The organism is Orbus hercynius (assembly GCF_003634275.1).
Classification (GTDB): domain Bacteria; phylum Pseudomonadota; class Gammaproteobacteria; order Enterobacterales; family Orbaceae; genus Orbus; species Orbus hercynius.
Genome location: NZ_RBWY01000001.1, coordinates 254,927 through 276,337, shown reverse-complemented (window position 1 = coordinate 276,337; position 21,411 = coordinate 254,927). Strand labels below are relative to the sequence as shown.

Annotated in this window: 22 protein-coding genes, 1 other RNA gene and 1 pseudogene; 14 read left to right on the top strand and 10 right to left on the bottom strand. The window is 36.8% G+C overall.

Going from position 1 to position 21,411, the window contains the following annotated elements:
- Positions 1-9: 9 nt before the first annotated feature.
- The 3 genes from DES39_RS01395 to sucC form a co-directional block, all read right to left on the bottom strand.
- Positions 10-1,587, bottom strand: coding sequence for a cytochrome ubiquinol oxidase subunit I (locus tag DES39_RS01395; RefSeq protein ID WP_121143985.1), 1,578 nt, complete (start codon positions 1,585-1,587; stop codon positions 10-12).
- Positions 1,588-1,695: 108 nt separating this feature from the next.
- On the bottom strand, positions 1,696-2,565 hold the full coding sequence (sucD, locus tag DES39_RS01390) for a succinate--CoA ligase subunit alpha (protein WP_121143984.1): 870 nt from the start codon (positions 2,563-2,565) through the stop codon (positions 1,696-1,698).
- Positions 2,566-2,580: 15 nt separating this feature from the next.
- Entirely contained in the window at positions 2,581-3,753 is a 1,173-nt protein-coding gene (gene sucC / locus DES39_RS01385; protein WP_121143983.1) for an ADP-forming succinate--CoA ligase subunit beta, read from the bottom strand.
- A gap of 207 nt (positions 3,754-3,960) precedes the next feature.
- On the opposite strand from sucC, the gene fldA reads away from it, so the two are divergent.
- The 5 genes from fldA to cls all read left to right on the top strand — a co-directional run bounded on the left by fldA (position 3,961) and on the right by cls (position 7,660).
- A complete protein-coding gene (gene fldA / locus DES39_RS01380; protein ID WP_121143982.1) occupies positions 3,961-4,473 on the top strand; it encodes a flavodoxin FldA in 513 nt (170 codons plus the stop codon).
- A gap of 164 nt (positions 4,474-4,637) precedes the next feature.
- Complete coding sequence (gene fur / locus DES39_RS01375) at positions 4,638-5,087, top strand: ferric iron uptake transcriptional regulator (RefSeq protein WP_245959546.1); 450 nt, start codon at positions 4,638-4,640, stop codon at positions 5,085-5,087.
- 84 nt (positions 5,088-5,171) lie between these two features.
- Complete coding sequence (locus DES39_RS01370) at positions 5,172-5,711, top strand: septation protein A (protein WP_121143980.1); 540 nt, start codon at positions 5,172-5,174, stop codon at positions 5,709-5,711.
- An 18-nt stretch (positions 5,712-5,729) separates the two neighbouring features.
- Positions 5,730-6,191 (top strand): acyl-CoA thioester hydrolase YciA, encoded by a 462-nt coding sequence (yciA, locus tag DES39_RS01365; RefSeq protein ID WP_121143979.1) that lies wholly within the window; start codon positions 5,730-5,732, stop codon positions 6,189-6,191.
- Entirely contained in the window at positions 6,191-7,660 is a 1,470-nt protein-coding gene (gene cls, locus DES39_RS01360; RefSeq protein WP_170143300.1) for a cardiolipin synthase, read from the top strand. Before yciA ends, cls begins: the two co-directional genes overlap by 1 nt.
- Positions 7,661-7,681: 21 nt before the next feature.
- On the opposite strand, the gene cpdA is transcribed toward cls, so the two are convergent.
- Together cpdA and nudF are read right to left on the bottom strand one after the other, a co-directional pair.
- Positions 7,682-8,497 (bottom strand): 3',5'-cyclic-AMP phosphodiesterase, encoded by an 816-nt coding sequence (gene cpdA / locus DES39_RS01355; protein WP_170143299.1) that lies wholly within the window; start codon positions 8,495-8,497, stop codon positions 7,682-7,684.
- A 131-nt stretch (positions 8,498-8,628) separates the two neighbouring features.
- Positions 8,629-9,267 (bottom strand): ADP-ribose diphosphatase, encoded by a 639-nt coding sequence (gene nudF, locus DES39_RS01350; RefSeq protein WP_121143977.1) that lies wholly within the window; start codon positions 9,265-9,267, stop codon positions 8,629-8,631.
- Positions 9,268-9,406: 139 nt separating this feature from the next.
- Here nudF and tolC point away from each other — a divergent pair, with 139 nt between their 5' ends.
- The gene (gene tolC, locus DES39_RS01345; RefSeq protein ID WP_121143976.1) at positions 9,407-10,756 is read left to right on the top strand and encodes an outer membrane channel protein TolC; all 1,350 of its coding nucleotides are present in this window, start codon (positions 9,407-9,409) and stop codon (positions 10,754-10,756) included.
- A gap of 81 nt (positions 10,757-10,837) precedes the next feature.
- Here tolC and eco read toward each other — a convergent pair whose 3' ends face one another.
- Positions 10,838-11,341, bottom strand: coding sequence for a serine protease inhibitor ecotin (gene eco, locus DES39_RS01340; protein ID WP_121143975.1), 504 nt, complete (start codon positions 11,339-11,341; stop codon positions 10,838-10,840).
- 158 nt (positions 11,342-11,499) lie between these two features.
- Between eco and ydiK the strand changes: the two genes are divergently transcribed.
- Positions 11,500-12,549 (top strand): AI-2E family transporter YdiK, encoded by a 1,050-nt coding sequence (ydiK, locus tag DES39_RS01335; protein WP_121143974.1) that lies wholly within the window; start codon positions 11,500-11,502, stop codon positions 12,547-12,549.
- A gap of 35 nt (positions 12,550-12,584) precedes the next feature.
- Here the strand turns inward: ydiK and htpX are convergent, their stop codons facing one another.
- Together htpX and ffs are read right to left on the bottom strand one after the other, a co-directional pair.
- On the bottom strand, positions 12,585-13,481 hold the full coding sequence (gene htpX / locus DES39_RS01330) for a protease HtpX (protein WP_121143973.1): 897 nt from the start codon (positions 13,479-13,481) through the stop codon (positions 12,585-12,587).
- A gap of 182 nt (positions 13,482-13,663) precedes the next feature.
- An RNA gene (ffs, locus tag DES39_RS01325) (signal recognition particle sRNA small type) lies at positions 13,664-13,759 on the bottom strand.
- 177 nt (positions 13,760-13,936) lie between these two features.
- Between ffs and galE the strand changes: the two genes are divergently transcribed.
- The 3 genes and pseudogenes from galE (at position 13,937) to DES39_RS01310 (ending at position 15,932) form a co-directional block, all read left to right on the top strand.
- Complete coding sequence (gene galE / locus DES39_RS01320) at positions 13,937-14,953, top strand: UDP-glucose 4-epimerase GalE (protein WP_121143972.1); 1,017 nt, start codon at positions 13,937-13,939, stop codon at positions 14,951-14,953.
- Positions 14,946-15,346, top strand: a pseudogene (locus tag DES39_RS01315) (GNAT family N-acetyltransferase). The gene galE and the pseudogene DES39_RS01315 overlap by 8 nt, the downstream one beginning before the upstream one ends.
- Position 15,347: 1 nt before the next feature.
- Positions 15,348-15,932, top strand: coding sequence for a Maf family protein (locus tag DES39_RS01310; RefSeq protein WP_121143971.1), 585 nt, complete (start codon positions 15,348-15,350; stop codon positions 15,930-15,932).
- A 66-nt stretch (positions 15,933-15,998) separates the two neighbouring features.
- Here DES39_RS01310 and DES39_RS01305 read toward each other — a convergent pair whose 3' ends face one another.
- Complete coding sequence (locus tag DES39_RS01305) at positions 15,999-16,985, bottom strand: 2-hydroxyacid dehydrogenase (RefSeq protein ID WP_121144746.1); 987 nt, start codon at positions 16,983-16,985, stop codon at positions 15,999-16,001.
- A gap of 254 nt (positions 16,986-17,239) precedes the next feature.
- Between DES39_RS01305 and DES39_RS01300 the strand changes: the two genes are divergently transcribed.
- Positions 17,240-18,508 carry an AmpG family muropeptide MFS transporter gene (locus DES39_RS01300; RefSeq protein ID WP_121143970.1) on the top strand — a complete coding sequence of 423 codons (1,269 nt, stop codon included), beginning with the start codon at positions 17,240-17,242 and terminating at the stop codon, positions 18,506-18,508.
- A gap of 17 nt (positions 18,509-18,525) precedes the next feature.
- Entirely contained in the window at positions 18,526-19,176 is a 651-nt protein-coding gene (locus DES39_RS01295) for an NAD(P)H-dependent oxidoreductase (RefSeq protein WP_121143969.1), read from the top strand.
- 50 nt (positions 19,177-19,226) lie between these two features.
- Here DES39_RS01295 and DES39_RS01290 read toward each other — a convergent pair whose 3' ends face one another.
- The gene (locus tag DES39_RS01290) at positions 19,227-19,415 is read right to left on the bottom strand and encodes a hypothetical protein (RefSeq protein ID WP_121143968.1); all 189 of its coding nucleotides are present in this window, start codon (positions 19,413-19,415) and stop codon (positions 19,227-19,229) included.
- Between the two features lie 278 nt (positions 19,416-19,693).
- Here DES39_RS01290 and tmk point away from each other — a divergent pair, with 278 nt between their 5' ends.
- Positions 19,694-20,332, top strand: a complete 639-nt coding sequence (gene tmk / locus DES39_RS01285; protein ID WP_121143967.1) for a dTMP kinase — start codon at positions 19,694-19,696, stop codon at positions 20,330-20,332.
- Positions 20,319-21,338 (top strand): DNA polymerase III subunit delta', encoded by a 1,020-nt coding sequence (gene holB / locus DES39_RS01280; RefSeq protein WP_170143298.1) that lies wholly within the window; start codon positions 20,319-20,321, stop codon positions 21,336-21,338. Before tmk ends, holB begins: the two co-directional genes overlap by 14 nt.
- Positions 21,339-21,411 lie beyond the last annotated feature (73 nt).

The window sequence follows — 21,411 nt, the reverse complement described above, 5'->3', positions numbered from 1 at the left end:
CCTTGAGCCCTATTCTTTTTCTGCTTGTGGGGTTGTATTTTCAAAATGGTAGTTACCCGTCTCTAACGAGCTTGGGCCCAAACGCGCATATTTGAACATTAGGAACATTTCAGCTACCAAGAACAACGTATATAACCCACAAATAAGTAGCAATGTAAACAGAACTTCCCCAGCAGATAGTGATGAATGGGCTACACTTGTTGGTAAAATATCTTGGATTGCCCACGGTTGACGACCGTATTCAGCAACAAACCAACCGCATTCAACCGCAATCCATGGAAAAGGAATGCTAAACAATAAGAAGCGGTGGAACCAACGTTTTTCACCAATTTTATTTTTACAAGTTAACCAAACTGCGATGACAAAACCAAGCAACATTAAGAAACCTAAGCCAACCATGATTCTAAATGCCCAGAACAATGGTGCAACTGCTGGAATAGAATCTTGAACAGCCGCTTGAATATGAACCTCGTTTGCATCAGAAAGCTTAACATTGTCTTTATCTGTAAAACGTTGTGCTAAGTAACCATAACCCAAGTCATTTTTATACTCATTGAACATTTGACGAACTTCGGGATCTGTATTACCTTCTTTGATTTTTTCAAGGCTGCTATATGCTAAGATACCATTACGTATTTTAACTTCATTCTCAGCCATAATTTCTTTCAAACCTTTTACTGGCGTATCAAAAGATCGTGTCGTAATAATTCCCATGACATAAGGAATTTCAATAGCAAAAAGATTTTCTTCTTTAGATTGCGATGGAAAAGCAATTAAATTAAATGCTGCTGGTGCAGGGTTTGTGTCCCATTCAGCTTCAATCGCTGCTAGTTTAGTAGGCTGAATAGTCGCCATTTCATGACCCGCATCATCACCCATAATGATTAAATTAACGGACATTACTAAACCAAAAACCCCTGCAACGGCAAATGAACGCTTGGCAAATTCAACATCACGATTTTTCAGTAAGTAATAAGAGCTGATACCTAAAACGAATACCGCACCCGTGACATAACCAGCCGAAACAGTATGTAAAAATTTATACTGAGCAACGGTGCTTGAAATCAAATCAAGAAAATTACTCATTTCCATACGAGAAACGATCGGATTAAACTCAGAACCAACAGGGAACTGCATCCAACCATTAGCAACTAAAATCCAAAGCGCTGATAAGTTAGAACCGATAGCAACTAACCACGTTACCATCAAGTGCTTACCTTTACTCATTCGGTCCCAGCCGAAAAAGAATAAGCCAACCATTGTTGACTCTAAGAAAAAGGCCATTAGCCCTTCAATCGCCAACGGTGCACCAAAAATATCCCCAACATAATGGGCATAATAAGACCAGTTTGTTCCAAATTGGAACTCCATGGTTAATCCTGTTGCAACACCTAGCGCAAAATTGATACCAAATAATTTACCCCAAAATTTGGTCATATCTTTCCAGATTTGCTTCCCACTAACAACATATACAGTTTCCATAATAGCAAGAAGAAATGCCATTCCCAACGTGAGTGGGACAAATATGAAATGATACATTGCGGTAAGTGCAAACTGGAGTCTGGATAGTTCAACAATATCTAGCATATTAACTCCCTAAAGACTGCCATTAAAGCCTACAATGAATGATAAAAATAAATTCGTGCTATTGTACACTAAAATTCAACAATAAAAATTGACAATAATCAAAAAAATTTAATTAAATTGTTTTTTTACTGCTTCACCGATACCAATAAGGCTAGATACAACGGTCACTCCGGCTTCTTCTAATGCTTTTATTTTTTCTGCAGCCGTCCCTCTACCGCCAGAAATAATCGCCCCGGCGTGTCCCATTCGTTTACCGGTAGGTGCAGTGACACCTGCAATATAGCCTATAACAGGCTTAGAAACATGTTTTTTAATATACTCTGCAGCGGCTTCTTCAGCTGTCCCGCCAATTTCACCGATCATGACAATCACTTCAGTTTGTGGATCTTGCTCTAATAAAGCAAGTATTGCAATAAAATCACTGCCAGGAATGGGATCACCACCAATTCCAACACATACGGATTGTCCAACGCCAATATCTGTAGTTTGTTTAACGGCTTCATACGTGAGCGTTCCTGAGCGAGACACAATTCCAACCTTACCAGCTAGATGGATATGCCCAGGCATAATACCAATTTTACATTGATTGGGCACAATAATACCTGGACAGTTTGGTCCAATCATTATCGTGTCAGTCTGCTGTAATTTATATTTTACTAACAACATATCTAAGACCGGAATCCCCTCTGTAATGCAGACGATAAGTTTAATACCAGCATCTATGGCTTCTAGGATTGAATCTTTACCAAATGCAGCCGGTACATAAATAACACTCGCCGTTGCACCTGTTGCATCAATTGCTTCTTTGACCGTATTAAAAACAGGCAAACCTAAATGCTCTGTACCGCCTTTACCAGGCGTTACCCCGCCGACTAATTGCGTCCCATATTCAAGTGCCTGTTTAGAATGGAATGTTCCTTGGCTACCCGTAAAGCCTTGGCAAATCACTTTAGTATCTTTATTAATTAAAATTGACATATTGACTCCATTACCCTATTTAGCCACTGTAGATATTTTTTGTGCCGCATCAGCTAAACTTTGTGCACTAATGATATTGAGTTTGCTATCCGCTAATATCTGTCGTGCAATTTCAGCATTATTTCCTTCAAGCCTAACAACAACGGGTACACTTAGATCAATTTCTTTAATTGCTGCAATAATGCCATCTGCAATGAGATCACAGCGTACAATGCCACCAAAAATATTGACTAAAATAGCTTTGACATGACTATCTGATAAAATAAGTTTGAATGCTTCACACACTCTTTCTTTTGTAGTCCCACCACCGACGTCAAGAAAATTGGCCGGCTCACCACCATATAATTTAATAATATCCATCGTTGCCATCGCTAAACCCGCACCATTAACCATGCAACCGATATTACCATTTAATGACACATAGCTAATCCCTTGTTTAGTGGCAATAGACTCGCGTTCATCTTCCTGAGTAATATCTCGTTGTACACTAAGATCAGGATGACGATATAAAGCATTATCATCGAGTATAACTTTAGCATCTAGACATACTAATGAATCTTGCTGAGTCACCACCAATGGATTAATTTCAGCTATTGATAAATCATTTTCAATAAATAGTTTGACTAAATTAACAAAAATTTTGGTAAATTGATTAATGAGCTTACCACTTAAACCAAGTTTAAAAGCCAGCTCTCGTCCTTGATATGCACAAGGACCAACTAATGGATCAATATCGACTTTAAAAATGAGCTCAGGTGTATTCACCGAAACCGCTTCAATCTCCATTCCACCTTCTGTTGAAGCCATCACCACAATCCTCCGAGAACAGCGATCAACGATCACGCCAAGGTAAATCTCATTATGGATATCACAAGCTTGTTCAATCAAAATTTTATTTACTGGCTGACCGTTACTATCTGTTTGATAAGTCACTAAATGCTTGCCTAACCAATGTTCACTAAACTGTTTAATTTCTGACAATTTGTCCGTGCAAATAACCCCACCAGCTTTGCCACGGCCGCCCGCATGAACCTGACACTTTGCCACCCATTTAGCCGATACATTTTGTACTGTGAGTTCAGCCAATGTTTCAACAACGTCATCTATAGAATGACAAATATATCCAATAGGAACAGGTAATTCATATTTTTTAAATAAAAGTTTTGATTGATACTCATGCAGATTCATAAATGGATTCCAAAAAAATTGGTTATAAACTTACACCAAATAGATAGAGTTAATATTTGGAAAGTGTAATCCAATATTTAACGATTGGGTAGTCTTGTCACCCTTTCATAAAAAAAATCTATAATAAATGCAGCATTATTGCTGTTTTTTTATGGCGTGATGCTATAATTCTCATTTTATAAGTAACCATAAAAATAAGGTAAAAATATGTCCAAAATTGGAATTTTCTTCGGCAGCGATACTGGAAACACAGAGAAAGTAGCAGAACAAATTCAGCAATTATTGGGTAGCGATAACGCTGATCTCTATGATATTGCTAAAAGCACAAAAGAACAGATTGAAAAATATGATTTGCTCTTTTTAGGTATTCCAACTTGGTATTATGGCGAATCACAATGTGACTGGGATGACTTTTTCCCGAATTTAGAACAAATTGATTTCACTAATAAAGTTGTGGCTATTTTTGGTTGTGGCGATCAAGAAGACTATGCTGAATACTTTTGTGATGCAATGGGAACATTAAGAGACATCATTGAACCTAAAGGCGCTAAAATTGTTGGTCACTGGTCAACTGAAGGATACCACTTTGAATCGTCAAAAGGCTTAGTTGATGATAACCACTTTATAGGCCTTGCTATTGATGAAGATAGACAAGCAGAATTGACCGAAGAGCGTATTGCTAACTGGGTTGAACAAGTGAAAAAAGAGATGGCAATCTAAGTACCCTTTTTGCTAACATACAAGGGCGTTCTAATCGGCTTAATTCTCGCGATAACGCGTTAAAATAAGTAGATTGGAATATCCTTTTAAAATGATTGCTGTATTTTTAGCAATTATTTCCTATAATAAGGTTAATGAATAATCGTGTATCGGGATTTTATATAGTGACTCAAGAAAATAATACTGCGTTGAAAAATGCGGGTTTAAAGATTACGCTACCGCGGCTAAAAATTTTAGAATTATTGCAAAATCCACAATATCAGCATGTAACTGCGGAAGATCTTTATAAAAAGCTATTAGAATTAGGCGAAGAAATTGGGTTAGCAACTGTCTACCGTGTATTAAATCAGTTTGATGATGCAGGTATTGTGACACGACACAATTTTGAAGGTGGTAAAGCGGTTTTTGAACTGGCCTCACAAAATCATCATGACCACTTGATCTGTTTAGATTGTGGAGATGTATTTGAATTTAGTGATGATGTAATCAATAAAAGACAGCAAGAAATCGCTGAGCAACATGGTATAAAACTGACTTACCATAGTTTATATCTTTATGGACACTGTGCCGGTGGTGATTGTAAACAAACGCCTTCTCTCCATCACAAAAAATAATCACATAACGTATGGAAAACCTGATGAATCGTCGGGTTTTTATCATTAATATTCATATCGCGTTTTGCATAGGTTTGCGTTAGCATGAAACAATTACTTAATTTTATTCCCCTCGTTTTCTTCTTTGTTTTTCTAATGATGTACGATATTTTTGCTGGTGTTAAAGCCTTAATTATTTCATCAACCATTGTCTTTATTATAATCTGGTTGACTTATAAAAAAATTGAAAAAATAGAGCTATTTTCTTATTTGATGGTACTCGTCTTTGGTGCTTTGACACTTTACCTACATAACGAAAATTTTATAAAATGGAAAGTAACACTGATTAATTTTTTATTTGCTATTATTTTACTCATAAGTCAAATTGGCTTCAAAAAAAACCTTATCCAAAAATTGATGGGTAAAGAGATACAATTACCACTATCGGTATGGAATAAACTTAATATATTATGGGCAATATTTTTTATTTTATGCGGGCTCATTAGCTTATATGTTACTTATCACATGTCTACCGAATTTTTTGGTATATTCAAGGCATTTATTTTACCTGGCGCCTCTTTACTATTAGCCCTAGTATCAGGTATATATATCTATAGCCACATGGATAAAAATAACGATAAATAGTTATATGGAATATTAAAAATGAAAAAAGAATTTATTGCCCCAAAAGGGCAACTTGTCCTACGTACACTCGCAATGCCAAGTGATACTAATCCACACGGCCATATTTTTGGTGGCTGGATTATGTCACAGATGGATCTTGGTGGTAGTATTTTAGCACAAGAAATCGCGCGAGGAAGAATTGTGACTGTTAATGCAAGTAGTATTACTTTTCATAAACCTGCAATGGTGGGGGATGTTGTATGCTGCTATGCACATTGTTTGAAAACTGGGACATCATCCATCACAATCTCTATTGAAATCTGGGTCAAGAAAATTTCTGATGAAAGTAATACAATTGGTCAACGTTATTGCATTACCGAAGCTATTTATACCTATGTTTCTGTTGATAAGCACAACAAACCACGTCCGTTACCAGAACAAATTCAACACTACAATTGCGAGATGGACGATATTAGCAAATTAGCCTTAAGTAATGCTTAATGACAATTTCATGGATCTCTATTTATGATTGGATGAGTTATCTCATTCTTTTTAGCTATTGGTGTTTAATTGTCGCCACCACATTAAGAATTGTAACTAAAAGACGGCCAACAACCTTTGTTGTTGCCTGGATGCTAATCATTTATATTTTACCGATTGTGGGAATTATTCTCTATTTTTTATTGGGTGAAACCCGGCTAGGCCAACGTAGAGTCAAAAGAGCACAAGAGATGAGGCCCGTTGTTGATAATTTTGTCAAACAACTACACGACTACCCGTTCATCTTTACCAACAATGTTAGTAGTGTTGCCAAGCCATTATTTCAGTTATGTAAGAATCAAACAGGTTTGGATGGAATCCGAGGCAATCACATTGATTTAATTTGTACGCCAGATGAAATCTTCGATCACCTCATTAATGATATCAACCAAGCCACCTCTAATATCGAAATGGTATTTTATATTTGGTATAAAGGAGGCAGGGCAAATGATGTTGAAGAGGCATTAATTCAAGCTGCAAAACGTGGAGTAACATGCCGATTAATGCTTGACTCTGCAGGAAGTAGACAATTTTTGAAAACCGATGAAAACCATAAAATGAAACAAGCTGGAATTGAAATTGTTGAATCTTTGCAAGTGAACCTACTACGTTTTATGTTTCGTCGGCTTGATTTACGCCAGCACCGTAAAATTGCGATTATTGATAACCATATCGCCTATACTGGCAGTATGAATATTGTTGATCCTCGTTTTTTCAAACAAGATAAAAATGTGGGCGAATGGGTCGATATTATGATTCGTATGGATGGCCCTATCACTGCTTTAATGAGTACGATTTTTGCCAGTGACTGGGAGCTAGAAACCGGGAAAAAAATATTGCTGCCAAAAGTCACTGTGTTTGCCGAACCGCCGGAAGCCCAAAAACATATTATGCAGCTTATTCCATCAGGGCCTGGTTATACTGAAAATATGATTCATCAAGCCTTGTTGACCGCGATTTATTCCGCCCAAGAAGAAATCATCTTTACAACTCCTTATTTAGTGCCAAGTGATGATTTATTGCAAGCAATTTGTACTGCTGCACAACGCGGTGTCAACGTCTCGATTATCATTCCAGAAAAAAATGATTCCGTAATGGTAAAATGGGCTAGTCGTGCTTTTTTCAGTGATCTATTAGAAAGCGGCGTCAAACTCTACCAATTCGAACATAACTTACTACATACAAAAAGTGTTTTCATTGACAATCAACTCAGCCTTGTAGGTACCGTAAATCTTGATATGCGAAGCTTATGGCTCAATTTTGAACTCACGGCTGTAATTGATGATACTGAGTTTGCAAATAAGCTAAATAATTTACTCAAAAGCTATTTGAGTCAATCCACCGAGATATCGGCAATCAAATGGCAAAAAAGACCTTATTGGTATCATGTCATTGAACGGTTGTTTTATTTTTTTGCGCCACTACTCTAAATCAAGCATGTTTCCCGATAATTAATAGCCTTGCTGTGAAATATCAGGAAGAAATGAATCATTCTCCAGTGAATAACTCATAGACTTCACACCTCCATTATCGCTGAGCTCAATAACACGCCAACCTGGCCCATCATCAGCTAGCGTAAAATTGTGACATGCAGGCTTAAATTGGACACAGGTTGAAGGGGTCGAAAACACATGACAGTGATACCAAGTCTTTTCTATCGCTTGATGGATATGTCCCCAAGCAATCGAGCGGATATTGTGATGTTGACTAACGATTTCGCCGAGTGTGTCACTATTTTTTAAACAATGCTGATCCAACCAGTCGCAATTTGACCTAATCGGATGATGATGCAAAAACACGGCAACATAACGATCAGGGTAATTTGCTAATGTTGCAGCCAAAAATTCCAGTTCAGAAGGCGGTAAATACCCGTAAGGTTTGCCAACGACTTGACTATTTAATAGCACAATTAACCAGTGCTCACCCACTAAAATAACCTTTTTTTCCGGTAGTCCATGTTGTGTAAAAACAGCTTTCATTTCTGCATACACATCATGATTACCTGGCAACCAAACACAAGGAGTGGGTAACTGTTTGATCGTTTGAACAAACCGTGTATATGCAGCCCTACTGCCATCTTGAACAAAATCACCTGTCGCTACAATCAAATCATAATCATCCGATTGGTGTTTAATCTCATCAATCACCGCTTGAAAACTTTCATTGGTTCTAACACCCAAAAGTGCATCGTTATTCGCAAACAAATGCGTGTCAGTAATATGCAAAATTTTCGCGTTATTATCGCGTTGACTAAGCGAAATACTCAAATGCGTTTCCAATACTGACCTCATAGTGTTAATTATTTTATTGTAGTCTATGATAAAAATATCTGTATTTCTGTCAGATAGCGCACATTTTTTCAAAAATTAATGAGGTCATGTTTAAAATGTGAATAAAGTCACACACGATTCCACGCAGATTGCACAGTGCGATAATTTAACTGTAACCACTGTAAAGCAATAATAGATGCGGCATTTGCAATTACTCCATCGCAAACCCATTGATAAGCCTGTTCTCGACTAACAACATGCACTTTAATATCTTCATTTTCTTCAGTTAGGCCGTGAATACCTTTTGCAGTTAATGAATCGACTTCACCCAAAAATATGTGCAATTGCTCGGTTAATCCACCTGAGCTAGAGAGATAACTTAATACTGGTTTGCAACGACCAATCTCAATTCCGGCTTCCTCTTTGGCTTCACGACGTGCTACTTCTTCTATTGATTCATCTTGGTGGTCAACCATACCGGCAATCAACTCAAGCATCCATGGTGTTGACTGAGTCTCGATGGCTGCAATACGAATTTGCTCAATTAAAACGACTTGATCGCGCTTCGCATCGTATGCGAGCAACCCGACCGCATTACCCCTTTCTAAAATTTCACGCGTAACAGTTTCACTGATAGATCCATCAAATTTTCGATACTGAAATCGATACTCTGATAACGAAAAGAAGCCTTTGTATAGCACTTTTTTGGTCAAATTTAAGACGTCTTGATAACCAAATTGTATTGGATTAGATTTACTATTTTTCATAATTTAGCGTCCATATGGAATTAATTTTTAATAAAAAGTGCTAATAGTGAAAAACTAGCTCTTATGTATATACTAATTATCTGTTAAAATTGCGCAATCTATTTTGTCAAAATAAATGTTGCATTCTTAGGGAATCTCGATGAAAAAAGTATTACCATTCTTAATCAGTTTAATCATAGCGCCTTCAGCATTTGCTGAAAATTTAATCCAAGTTTATGAGCAAACAAGGCAGACAAACCCTGAACTAAAAAGTTCATTGGCTAACAAAGATAAAGTCTACTCAGCAATTGCAGGCCAACGAGCAAGTTTGCTACCACAATTAGGTTTAACAGCATCTTATGGCCTTAATTATGGTTACCGAGATAGTGATGATCAAAATCAAAAAACAGGTAACTTAGGGCTAAACCTCAGCCAAAGCCTATTTGATTATTCAAAATGGAAAGATCTCGATATTGCTAAGAAACAAGCTAGTGTTTACGATATTGCCTATCAATCACAAGAACAAGCATTGATTTTAAATACTTCAACTTATTATTTTAATGTGTTAAAAGCACTTGATACCCTAAGTTATATTGAAGCGCAAAAAAAATCAATCTACCGCCAACTTGAACAAACTCGCCAAAAGCATAAGGTTGGTTTAGTGGCGATTACTGATGTACAAAATGCACAAGCTAACTATGATTTAACAATCGCACAAGAAGTAACTGCGTCAAATAATCTCAATAATGCGTTAGAAGATCTTAGACAAATTAGTGGTCGGTTCTATAGCAATTTAGCCACGATTGATATTAAAGTTTTCACCACGCAAAAACCAGATCAAGTAAACAAACTATTGCAACAGTCTGAAAATTCTAATTTAGATTTACTAACTGCCCGCTTAAGCCGAGATGTCGCGAAAGATCAAATTAGATTAGCACAAGCTGGCCACTTACCAACGCTCACTTTGAATGCATCTACGGCGCTGAATAAAAATGAGTCTTACGGTGACAAACTCAACGCAGGGCCAAGCTATGGTCACAGTAACAAAATATCTGGGCAAAATTCGATTGGTATCACCTTTAGCATGCCAATATTTTCTGGTGGAGCCACCATGTCACAAGTTGAACAAGCCCAATATAATTATGTCAGCTTTAGTGAACAACTTGAAACAACCAATCGAAAAGTGATTAATTTGGTTCGTTCATCATATAATGATATCTCAGCATCAATTAGTTCTATTAAAGCGTATGAACAAAGTGTAATTTCAGCGCAAAGTTCATTAGACGCAACGCAATCTGGTTATGAAGTCGGTACTCGTACTATTGTTGATGTGCTTACTGCCACGACACAGCTTTACGATGCGAAACAACAACTGTCTGATGCAAAGTATGATTATCTCATTAGCTTGTTAAAATTAAAAAGTGCCATTGGTACATTAAATGCGAATGATCTAATCGAGTTAAATAACATGTTAGGTAAAGAAACCAGCACAATAGTAACAATTGATTAACACACTCGAGTTTTAATTACTCAAAAATAAAAAACCTGCCTTTAATAGACAGGTTTTTTTATATCAGCAATTCATCTGTACTTATTTATCGATAATTGCAGCCTTTAATGGTGTTTGAGCTGACCAAACACGGTATTTGACTTGTACGTTGCTCGGCGTATAAACCACAATCGGTAGCTTACTATTGTAACGAATAAGTCCAATATCGTTATTCATCGTCACAAATGCCATTTTATTTTGCTCATCAGAAGGGCATGCCATCATCGTCGAAATACCGCTTCCTACATTTTCAACGACATAATATGAATATCCCCAGCCCTTTAAATCCTCTTGCTTGATTTGCCCAGACAAGCGGTGAATATTACAATCAACTAGCATGTCTTTACCAATAATTAATTCAACTTTGGCATTTTGTTCATCTTTAAGTTGAGGCAAATAAATAACAGAACGCACTTCACCACTTTTTGCGGCAGGGAAAGGCGCGATAGTTTCTTTATTCACTGCATCAGATTGATGAGATACTCCCGAGCATGCAACAAGAAATGAGCTCAATGCACTTAATGTTAACACAATAATTTTTTTCATTTATCCTCCTATTTATCAACAATTAATATCAACAATTTTGGTTTTCTCTATCATAAATACTAGCGCAATCATTGCAAGTTTAACGTAAATAAATTAATAGCCGCAAAGATTGTTATCAGCTATCATATCACTGTTTTTAATTCGATGATGCAAACACTATGCCTATAGAAAAAAATAATGATTTATTAAAATTAATTTTAAACCTGATTATCATGGGTTTATTTATTATCATTACTTACAGAGTAATAGAACCCTTTTTATTTGGTTTCTTTTGGGCAGTCATGGTGGTTATCACCACTTGGCCACTAATGATACAACTTCAACATAAACTGTTCAATCGACGCCTATTAGCTGTGCTAGTGATGACCATCATTTTATCATTATTTTTTATTATTCCATTTATGCTCATCATTATGAGTATTACTAAAAACAGTGGTTTTTTACTCGATCTAGCCAAAAATCTTTCTCAACAAAGTCTGCCCTCTTTTGACTGGTTAGCTCGAATCCCACTAATTGGAAACGAACTCTATACCAAATGGCAAGAAGTCATCAACAATGATGGCAGCGAATTAGTTAAAGAAATACAACCTTATTTTGGTACTGTCGTATCTTGGATGATTGAACAACTGACTAACATTAGTGTATTTGTTTTTCACTGTGCGGTCATGATAGTGTTTAGTGCCCTATTATTTCTTAAGGGTGAAGATGTTAAAAAATATGTTTATCACTTTGCCTATAAACTATCTAAACAACATGGTGAAAATACCATTACCTTAGCGGGTAAATCAATTAGAGCCGTAGCACTCGGTGTAGTCGTCACGGCTGTAACTTTGACATTAATTGGTGGACTGAGTCTGGCAATCACATCCATGCCATTTACAGGCTTCTTAACTTTACTCCTTTTCCTTTGTTGCGTAGTACAGATTGGCCCAACATTAATCATGGCAATATGTACTATTTGGCAATTTTGGGATGGTCACCTTGTTTCGGGCTTTATTCTACTGACTGTCACTATTATTCTCACAACCCTTGATAGTATTATGAGAATATATTTAATCAAAAAAGGAGTCGATTTACCTTTCTTATTGATTTTATTTGGTGTCATAGGTGGACTACTCGGATTTGGTGCAATGGGACTCTTTATTGGCCCAGTAATTTTAGCATTATCTTATAACATTATTCATGCTTGGATTGAAGAACAAGATTAAAAGATAGCGAATTGCTACCTTTTAATCAATAAAAGTTAGCTAATCAAGCGGCCATCGGTTGATTGAGATAAATACGTCCCATTACGCAATGCTTCGATACGTTTATCAAGTGGGGGATGGGACATAAATAGTTCTGACATTTTTGCTTTTTTAACACCATTAATGCAAAAGGCCATAATAGATACATCTTCTTTTGGTTCATAACTTACTTTTAAACGCTCTAAGGCCGCTATCATTTTTTGCGTACCGACAATTTTTGCCGATCCTGCATCAGCATAAAACTCACGTCGACGTGAAAACCACATCGTAATCAAGCTCGCTAATATACCAAACACAAATTCAAACACCATCACAATTAAAAAATAGACCATAGTCGACATTCCTCGATTACGCTCTGACATTGCTTGTACTACTACAGATGCTAATATTCTTGAAATAAAAATGACGAAAGTATTTAATACTCCCTGCAATAAGGTCATAGTGACCATATCGCCATTGGCAATATGGCTTATTTCATGGGCAATCACCGCTTCTGCTTCATCTTGGCTCATTGATTCGAGTAATGCAGTGCTCACTGCAACTAATGAGTGATCACGGCGAGCGCCGGTTGCAAAAGCATTCATATCTGGCGCTTTATAGATAACAACATCTGGCATTTTAATATTTACTTGCTCTGATTGCCGACGCACAACATCAAACAACCACTGTTCTTGAGCATTGCGGGGTTGTTTGATAACGGTACCGCCAACTGCACGTAATGCCATCGTTTTCGATAACAATAATGAAATAATTGAGCCGCCAAAACCGAAAATGGCCGCAAAGATAAGTAAACCAGAGGTACTACGCGCATCAACGCCAAAAATACTTAAAACAAGACCAAATACAAACATAACAGCTAAGTTAGTCAGAATAAAAAGACCTATTCGCATCATATGATTATTCCTTATTAATAACAGACATATCTACTCATAATATATGGACAATTAACACAATTTTAAAGTCATATATTATATAAAATACTGCAAAATTGGCGATATAAACGAATTAAAGTGCAAGAAGGCAATTATCATGCATGTTTTAACAATAAAAATGCATCAAACAAGATTGGAGGAGTCCCTATCAGCCACATCCCACACACATATAACTTACTTTGGCTGCTTCCTTCCGGACCTGACCTAGTGAGCAAGCAAATGTTGCAGGAGGACCCATAGGGCCTCCATAGAAGAGGACTAATTATCCACTAAAAATAGCGAAAAGACAACAACAATAGTATCAATGGAGCCAAATTTTCCCCTATTTAATCAAATGATCTCAATATTTTTAAGCTATATTTATCGATTGATTCACGTTATACTTAAAGCATATTTGACTGTATTAAGTAAATAAAATGAACATTCTGATCACTGGCGGCTTAGGCTATATTGGTAGTCATACCTGTGTCAAATTGCTTGAAGCAGGCTATCATCCAATTATTATTGATAATTTGTATAATAGTAAAAAAAGCGTTTTACAGCGCATTGAACGCATTACAGGTAAAACGCCTTTATTTTATTATGGTGATATTCGAGATAAAGCGTTGTTAAACACTATTTTTCAACAACACACAATTGCTGCGGTCATCCATTTTGCAGGTTTAAAAGCTGTTGGTGAGTCGGTTACTAAACCCTTAGAATACTACGAAAATAATGTTTATGGATCTATTTGCCTAGCACAAGTTATGCAAGCGCATCAGGTAAAAAATTTGATCTTTAGCTCTTCAGCAACGGTATATGGCGAAAAAAATCCAACCCCTTATTTAGAAAGCTATCGGACAGGTAATATTACCAACCCATATGGTTGGAGTAAATTTATGGTTGAGCAAAGCTATATCGACTTATATAACGCACAGCAAGATTGGAGCATCGCATTACTGCGTTATTTCAATCCAGTTGGCGCCCATCCGTCAGGTTTAATGGGTGAAGACCCGAAAGGTATTCCCAATAACCTGATGCCATATCTATCACAAGTTGCGATAGGCAAACGTGACAAGCTCTCTGTCTATGGTAATGATTATCCAACCAAAGATGGCACCGGTGTGCGTGATTATATTCATGTTGAAGATTTAGCCTTAGGTCATGTTGCGGCCTTACAAAAAATGGACCAACCTAGTGTACATATTTATAATCTCGGTTCAGGGCAAGGCAGTAGTGTACTAGAGGTACTTGCTGCTTATGAAAAAGCTTGTGGAAAAAAACTACCTTATCAAATTGTTGACAGGCGAGCCGGAGATATTGCCGCTTTCTGGGCTGATGCATCAAAAGCGAAGCAAGAACTGAATTGGCAAACCGAGTGCAGCCTTGATGATATGGCAAAGGATAGTTGGAACTGGCAGGCAAAAAATCCTGAAGGATATCCAAATGAATAACCTGATTTATCGTGCGGATATTAAACCACAATTAGAAGAAACAATCCGTTTATACTCTCGCTGTTCCTTAGGAGAAAGGCGCCCACTCATGCCCCTCGTTTTCAAGCCATGCTTGATAACGCTAACTTGCTTATTACTGCCTGGGATGGCGACAAACTTACCGGTATTGCCCGCTGTATGACAGATTTTGTCTTTACAACCTATTTATCGGATTTGGCGGTTGATGAAGATTATCAACATCAAGGCATTGGTAAACAATTGATTAAAGAAGTACAAAACAAGACAACGCCGGAATGCAGAATTGTTTTATTATCAGCCCCGCAAGCCGTAAACTATTATCCTCATATTGGATTTAGCCCTCATCCATCAGCCTGGACATTAATTAAAGATTGATATGAAACTCATTTTAGCGTCAACATCGGAATCTCGGAAAAAGATTCTCAAAAAATTTGCCTTACCTTTCGACTGTGTTGCGCCACAATGTGATGAAACTCCCTTACCTAATGAGAGTGCAATCGATTTGGTGCTGCGTTTATCACAAATTAAAGCCGAGTCAGTTGCCGCGCATCACCCCAATGATATTGTGATTGGCTCAGATCAAGTAGGCGTACTAGATGGTAAAATTATTGGCAAGCCGCATTCAACAGATAATGCGATAGCACAATTATTAAATAGTAGTGGTAAAACATTTTACTTTTATACGGGGCTTTGCGTCATTCATCAATCTTCACAGCAAATAACGACCTTATATGAACCCTTCAAAGTCACATTTAGGCAATTAACCTTAGCCGAAATTGAATCTTATGTGCAAAAAGAGAGGCCGCTACAATGTGCTGGTAGCTTTAAATGCGATGAGCTTGGTATTACACTATTTGAAAAATTTGAAGGCCATGATATTAACGCCTTAGTTGGTTTACCGCTGATTAAACTCAATCAAATCCTGATTCAAATGGGCTTTAATCCATTATTGTTAAAATAACCCGACGTAACATCGGATTATCTTATTAATATCACGCCAACGATTTAAATCGAGTATGACATCCGTTTATACTATATTATGGCATTCTTGATTTTCAAATACGTGTTGAATATTCGATAACGTTGTTTCAGATATATTGAGTAATGCTTCTTGCGTTAAAAATGCCTGATGTCCCGTAAAAATCACATTATGGCATGACGATAAGCGACGAAATACATCATCTTGAATAACATCATTTGATTTGTCTTCAAAAAACAGGTCTCGTTCATTTTCGTAAACGTCCATCCCTAATGCACCAATTTTTGAGGTTTTAAGTGCATCAATTGCGGCTGCAGCATCAAGTAGCCCACCTCGACTAGTATTAATAATCATTACCCCATTTTTCATTTTACTAAATGATTGTGCATTCAATAAATGATAGTTATCTGGCGTCATTGGGCAATGTAGTGTAATCAGGTCAGATTGCGCATACAACTCATCTAAATTGACATAATTTGCTCCAAGTTCAATAGCTTTATCAGTTGGATATGGATCATGCGCTAAGATTTTCATGCCAAAACCATTCAAAATACGAATCATCGCTTGCCCAATCTTACCGGTACCAATCACACCAGCAGTACGATTATGCATATTAAAACCCGTTAATCCTTCTAAAGAGAAATTAGCATCTCGAGTGCGTTGATACGCCTTATGAGTACGACGATTTAGTGTCATCATTAAAGCCATAGCATGCTCAGCAACAGCTTCTGGTGAATATGCAGGTACCCTAACCACTGTGATGCCCAATTTTTTAGCTGCGTCTAGGTCAACATTGTCAAAACCGGCACAGCGTAATGCTAAAATCTTTACGCCCGATGCAGCAAGCTGCTGTAAGGTTTTTTCATCAGCTTCATCATTAACAAAAATACAGACAGCATCGAAACCATCTGCCGTCACGGCCGTTTTACAACTGAGTTTATGCTCATAATATTCAATATCAAAACCAAATGATTTGTTTGTCATTTCTAAATGTTCACGATCGTAGTGCTTACTACTAAACACAGCAACTTTAATTTTATTGTTCATCGTATAACCTCATTGAATTGCATATTAACCCCGACTATTCTTATTAGCATAATCCTTTCTAAATATAAATCAATAGATAGCTATTGCTGCAATTTTCTGATTTAGCATGATGATAGAGACTAAAATATTGATACTAAGTTCTATATTCATGGTTTTTAAAACAGATGATATTCCTACACGCAAGCTGTGGTATAATCAATATAGCCTATAGATAAAAATACAAAATAGCATATGCGATTGACATGAATAATAAAGCACAAAATACTGAATCGATCATCCGCACCATTTTAACAACTAAAATGCTCATTTGCGTTTTTACTGGTTTTGCATCTGGATTACCACTCTATCTTTTAATTCAACTAATGCCTGCTTGGTTAGAAAGTGAAGGTGTTAACATCAAAACAATTGGTGCATTTACACTTACTCAAATACCCTATGTATGGAAATTCCTCTGGGCACCGTTCATGGATAATATTTCATTATTTAATATGGGGCGTAGACGAGGATGGATGATTTGCACACAAATTTTATTATTCTTTAGTATCGCAGTATTAGGATTTATTTCACCCCAGCTCAATATTATGCTTATCGCCATTCTCAGCTTTGCAATAGCACTTTTTTCAGCTACCCAAGATGTTGCGCTTGATGCCTTTCGGCGAGAGCTACTTTCAGATAAAGAGCTAGGACTCGGTAATAGTATTCATATTAACGCTTATCGCATTGCTGGTTTAGTACCGGGATCGCTTTCATTAATCTTATCTAATTTTTATGCTTGGGACATTGTATTTATGATTACCGCGTGTTTTATGTTCCCAGCCATCGTTATGACATTATTGGTTAAAGAACCCAATAAATTCACTGCTAAACCGTATAAAATTGAAAATATCATCACAAAACCATTTGTTGAATTTATTCAGCGTAATGGCATAAAATCAGCGCTAACGATTCTGGCATTTATTTTCCTGTATAAATTAGGCGATAGCATGGCAACATCCCTTGCAACACCCTTTTATCTTAAAATGGGATTTACCCGCATAGATATCGGATTAATTGCCAAAAATGCCTCACTATGGCCAAGTGTATTTGGTGCCTTAATCGGCGGCATTACGATGATTAAAATTGGAATTAATCGTGCATTATGGTTATTTGGAATTGTGCAATTGTTATCAATACTCGGATTTTTGTGGTTATCAATTGAAGGACCATTTGAAAACATTCGATCAGCCCAGCTTATTTTATTGGCAGCCGTCATTGGCTTTGAAGCGTTAGGTGTGGGTTTAGGGACGGCAGCTTTTGTCGCTTTTATTGCCAAAACAACCAATCCATTATATACCGCAACCCAATTTGCACTTTTCACTAGTTTTGCCTCAATTCCTCGAACACTGATCAATGCATCAACTGGTGTTATTGTCGAAAATGTGGGATGGACAAATTTTTTTGGGTTATGTACGATACTTGCTATTCCCGGAATGTTGCTACTATATAAAGTAGCACCGTGGCAATCAAAATAATTTAGACTGGAGACAACATGGATAAGCTCACTCAAGCTTTTAATTTTCGTCATGCTTGCAAAGTTTTCGACGAGGCAAAAAAAATATCCGCACAAGATATTGATTATATTTTGGAAGCAGGACGAACTTCACCCTCTTCATTTGGCATGGAACCTTGGCACTTTGTTGTGACTACGAATGACTCACTGAAAGAAAAATTAAAAACAGCCTGTTATAATCAGCAGCAAGTAACAACCTGCTCTCATTTCATCGTCGTCCTATATCGTAAATCAACACAATTTACAATGCAAAGTGAATATTTAAGGCAAACCGTCCAACGTTCATTACCAACTGATGGTGCTTCTTTTGATCTTGATGCCGCCTGTCAATATTTTATCAATTACTGTAATAACGGATTATCGCATGGCGTAAGTGTAGATAATTGGTCTGAAATGCAATGCTACATCCCGTGCGCAAATATGATGACCGCAGCGGCTTATCGTCAAATTGACTCGTGTGCGATCGGTGGTTTTCAAGCAGATAAATTGCTCGCAGAACTTGCTAAAGCTAGCCCTCAGATTAATGAACACAATTTTGGTATTGCCTTATGTCTTGCCTTTGGATATCGTAAAAATCCGCAATCAACACAATTTAGATGGTCTAAAGAAGAAATAACCACTTATCTATAAAAAAATCCCGCACTCAGCGGGATCATTTTGAGTTAAACATTCATTTTTTATTATCGTAAAGCACTATATAAATTTTCGACATCACATGATGCTGAGCCAATAATAAATGAAATACCAGATAAAATATCAATAATTTTCGAATCTTCAGCACTATTTTGTGCTGAATTAAGAATTTCTTGAGCCCAATTTATTTTACGTAGTACAACTTCAAGCTGTTCTAGTGTCATATCGTTAACCATTTTTTCATCTCCCACTTGCAAATTATAATATTAAATAGATTACTCATTTAGTGTTATTATGATGGCTTTTTTTTGCTTTTCAACACAAAAAACACAATTATCTAATTTTTTACGTTTATTTATTTCTTTTTTAAAAACAAATAAATTTTAAAAAATATATCGATAACTAAAAAAACAAATAAAATGATTAAAAATCATACTAAAGATAAATAAATTGATAAGTATTTTATATGATAATAGCGTATAATTCTGATTGTTAAAAACGAAGGATTGATCTTATGCTTGGTAAGTTTATTGTTATTGAAGGTCTTGAAGGCGCAGGAAAAACAACCGCCATCAATGCTGTTACCCATATTTTAATCAAGAAAAATATTACTGAACTTGTCTATACAAGAGAACCTGGTGGCACTGCGATTGCAGAAGCATTACGAACTATTATAAAAAAGGGTCTCAACGATGAGCCACTCACTGATAAAGCAGAGTTATTGATGTTTTATGCCGCTCGTATTCAACTCATCGAAAACGTCATAAAACCAGCATTACAGGCCAATAAATGGGTGATTGGTGATCGCCATGATCTGTCAACCCAAGCTTATCAAGGTGGCGGCAGGCAAATCGATCCACAATTCCTTTCAATGTTAAGAGAAGGTGTATTGGCAGGATTTAAACCCGATTTAACCATTTATATGGATATCTCACCTGAATTAGGTTTACAACGCGCAAGATCCCGTGGTGCACTTGATCGTATCGAGCAAGAATCCTTACCATTTTTCGAGCGCATTCGTGCTCGTTATTTAGAACTAGCCCGTCGTGATAAAAGTATCATCACAATTGATGCTTCACAATCGCTAGAACACGTAACACATGATCTTCAACACGTCCTTAATCTTTGGTTGCACTCAAATGGAATCGACTAATTCGACTATTGCAGCTTATCCTTGGTTGCTAAATGGCTATCGGGATTTAACGCTACCTTTAAATCAAGGACGAGCTCACCATGCGCGCTTAATTCATTATCTGCCTGGCTCGGGTGAAGATCTCCTCATGAGTCAGCTGGCAATGCGTTTGCTGTGCTTAACGCCAAAGCATAACCAACCATGCCAACAATGCCATCACTGCCAGCTATTCTTAGCAAATAATCATCCTGACTATGATGTGATTGAACCCGAAAAAAATAAATTGTTGATTGGCGTTGATCAAATTAGACAAATAACAAAAAAAATATATGAACGTGCTCAGCAAGGTGGCAATAAAGTTATTTGGATAAAAGCCGCTTCACAGATGACAGAAGCCGCAGCCAATGCGTTACTAAAAACATTAGAAGAACCACCAGAAAATACCTATTTTCTACTTTCAGACAAAAATAATGGTCAACTATTACCGACAATTCGCAGTCGTTGTCAATTTTATTTTTTAGCGGTTCCTGATATTGAAACATCAATCTCTTGGCTAAAAACAAAGTGCGATTGCGGTCAGTATAATGACAATCAATTGGCAACCGCCTTGTTACTAAGTTGTAATGCTCCTTTGGCTGCATTATCGCTATTAACGACCGAGTGCTGGCAAGCACGTGAGCAATTTAATCAGCAATTACAACATAATATGATGCAAAAAGAGATGTGGGCGTTGCGTGAGATATTAATTCATCAAGACAATATCTTCATGTACTTAGACTGGTTTTGTACACTCATTAGCGATGCGCTCAAAGCTAAACAGAAATCAGGTCGATTCATTATTAACCGCGATCAGGTGCCACTCATTAGATTAATTGCTACATATAAAGTTGAAAAAATCATTGAGCTTTATGAGCGGTGGCAAAGTACCCGTAAACAACTTGCCACCATCACAAGTTTGAATCAAGACTTAATCATAAGTAATCTACTAGCTCAATCGGAAATAATCCTCTATTCTTCGGCTAATTAACTTCAAAATAGAGTGTAAGTATTGCTATAATAGCACTCAGTTATATTTCGATGAATTGCTAGAATAGTGCATT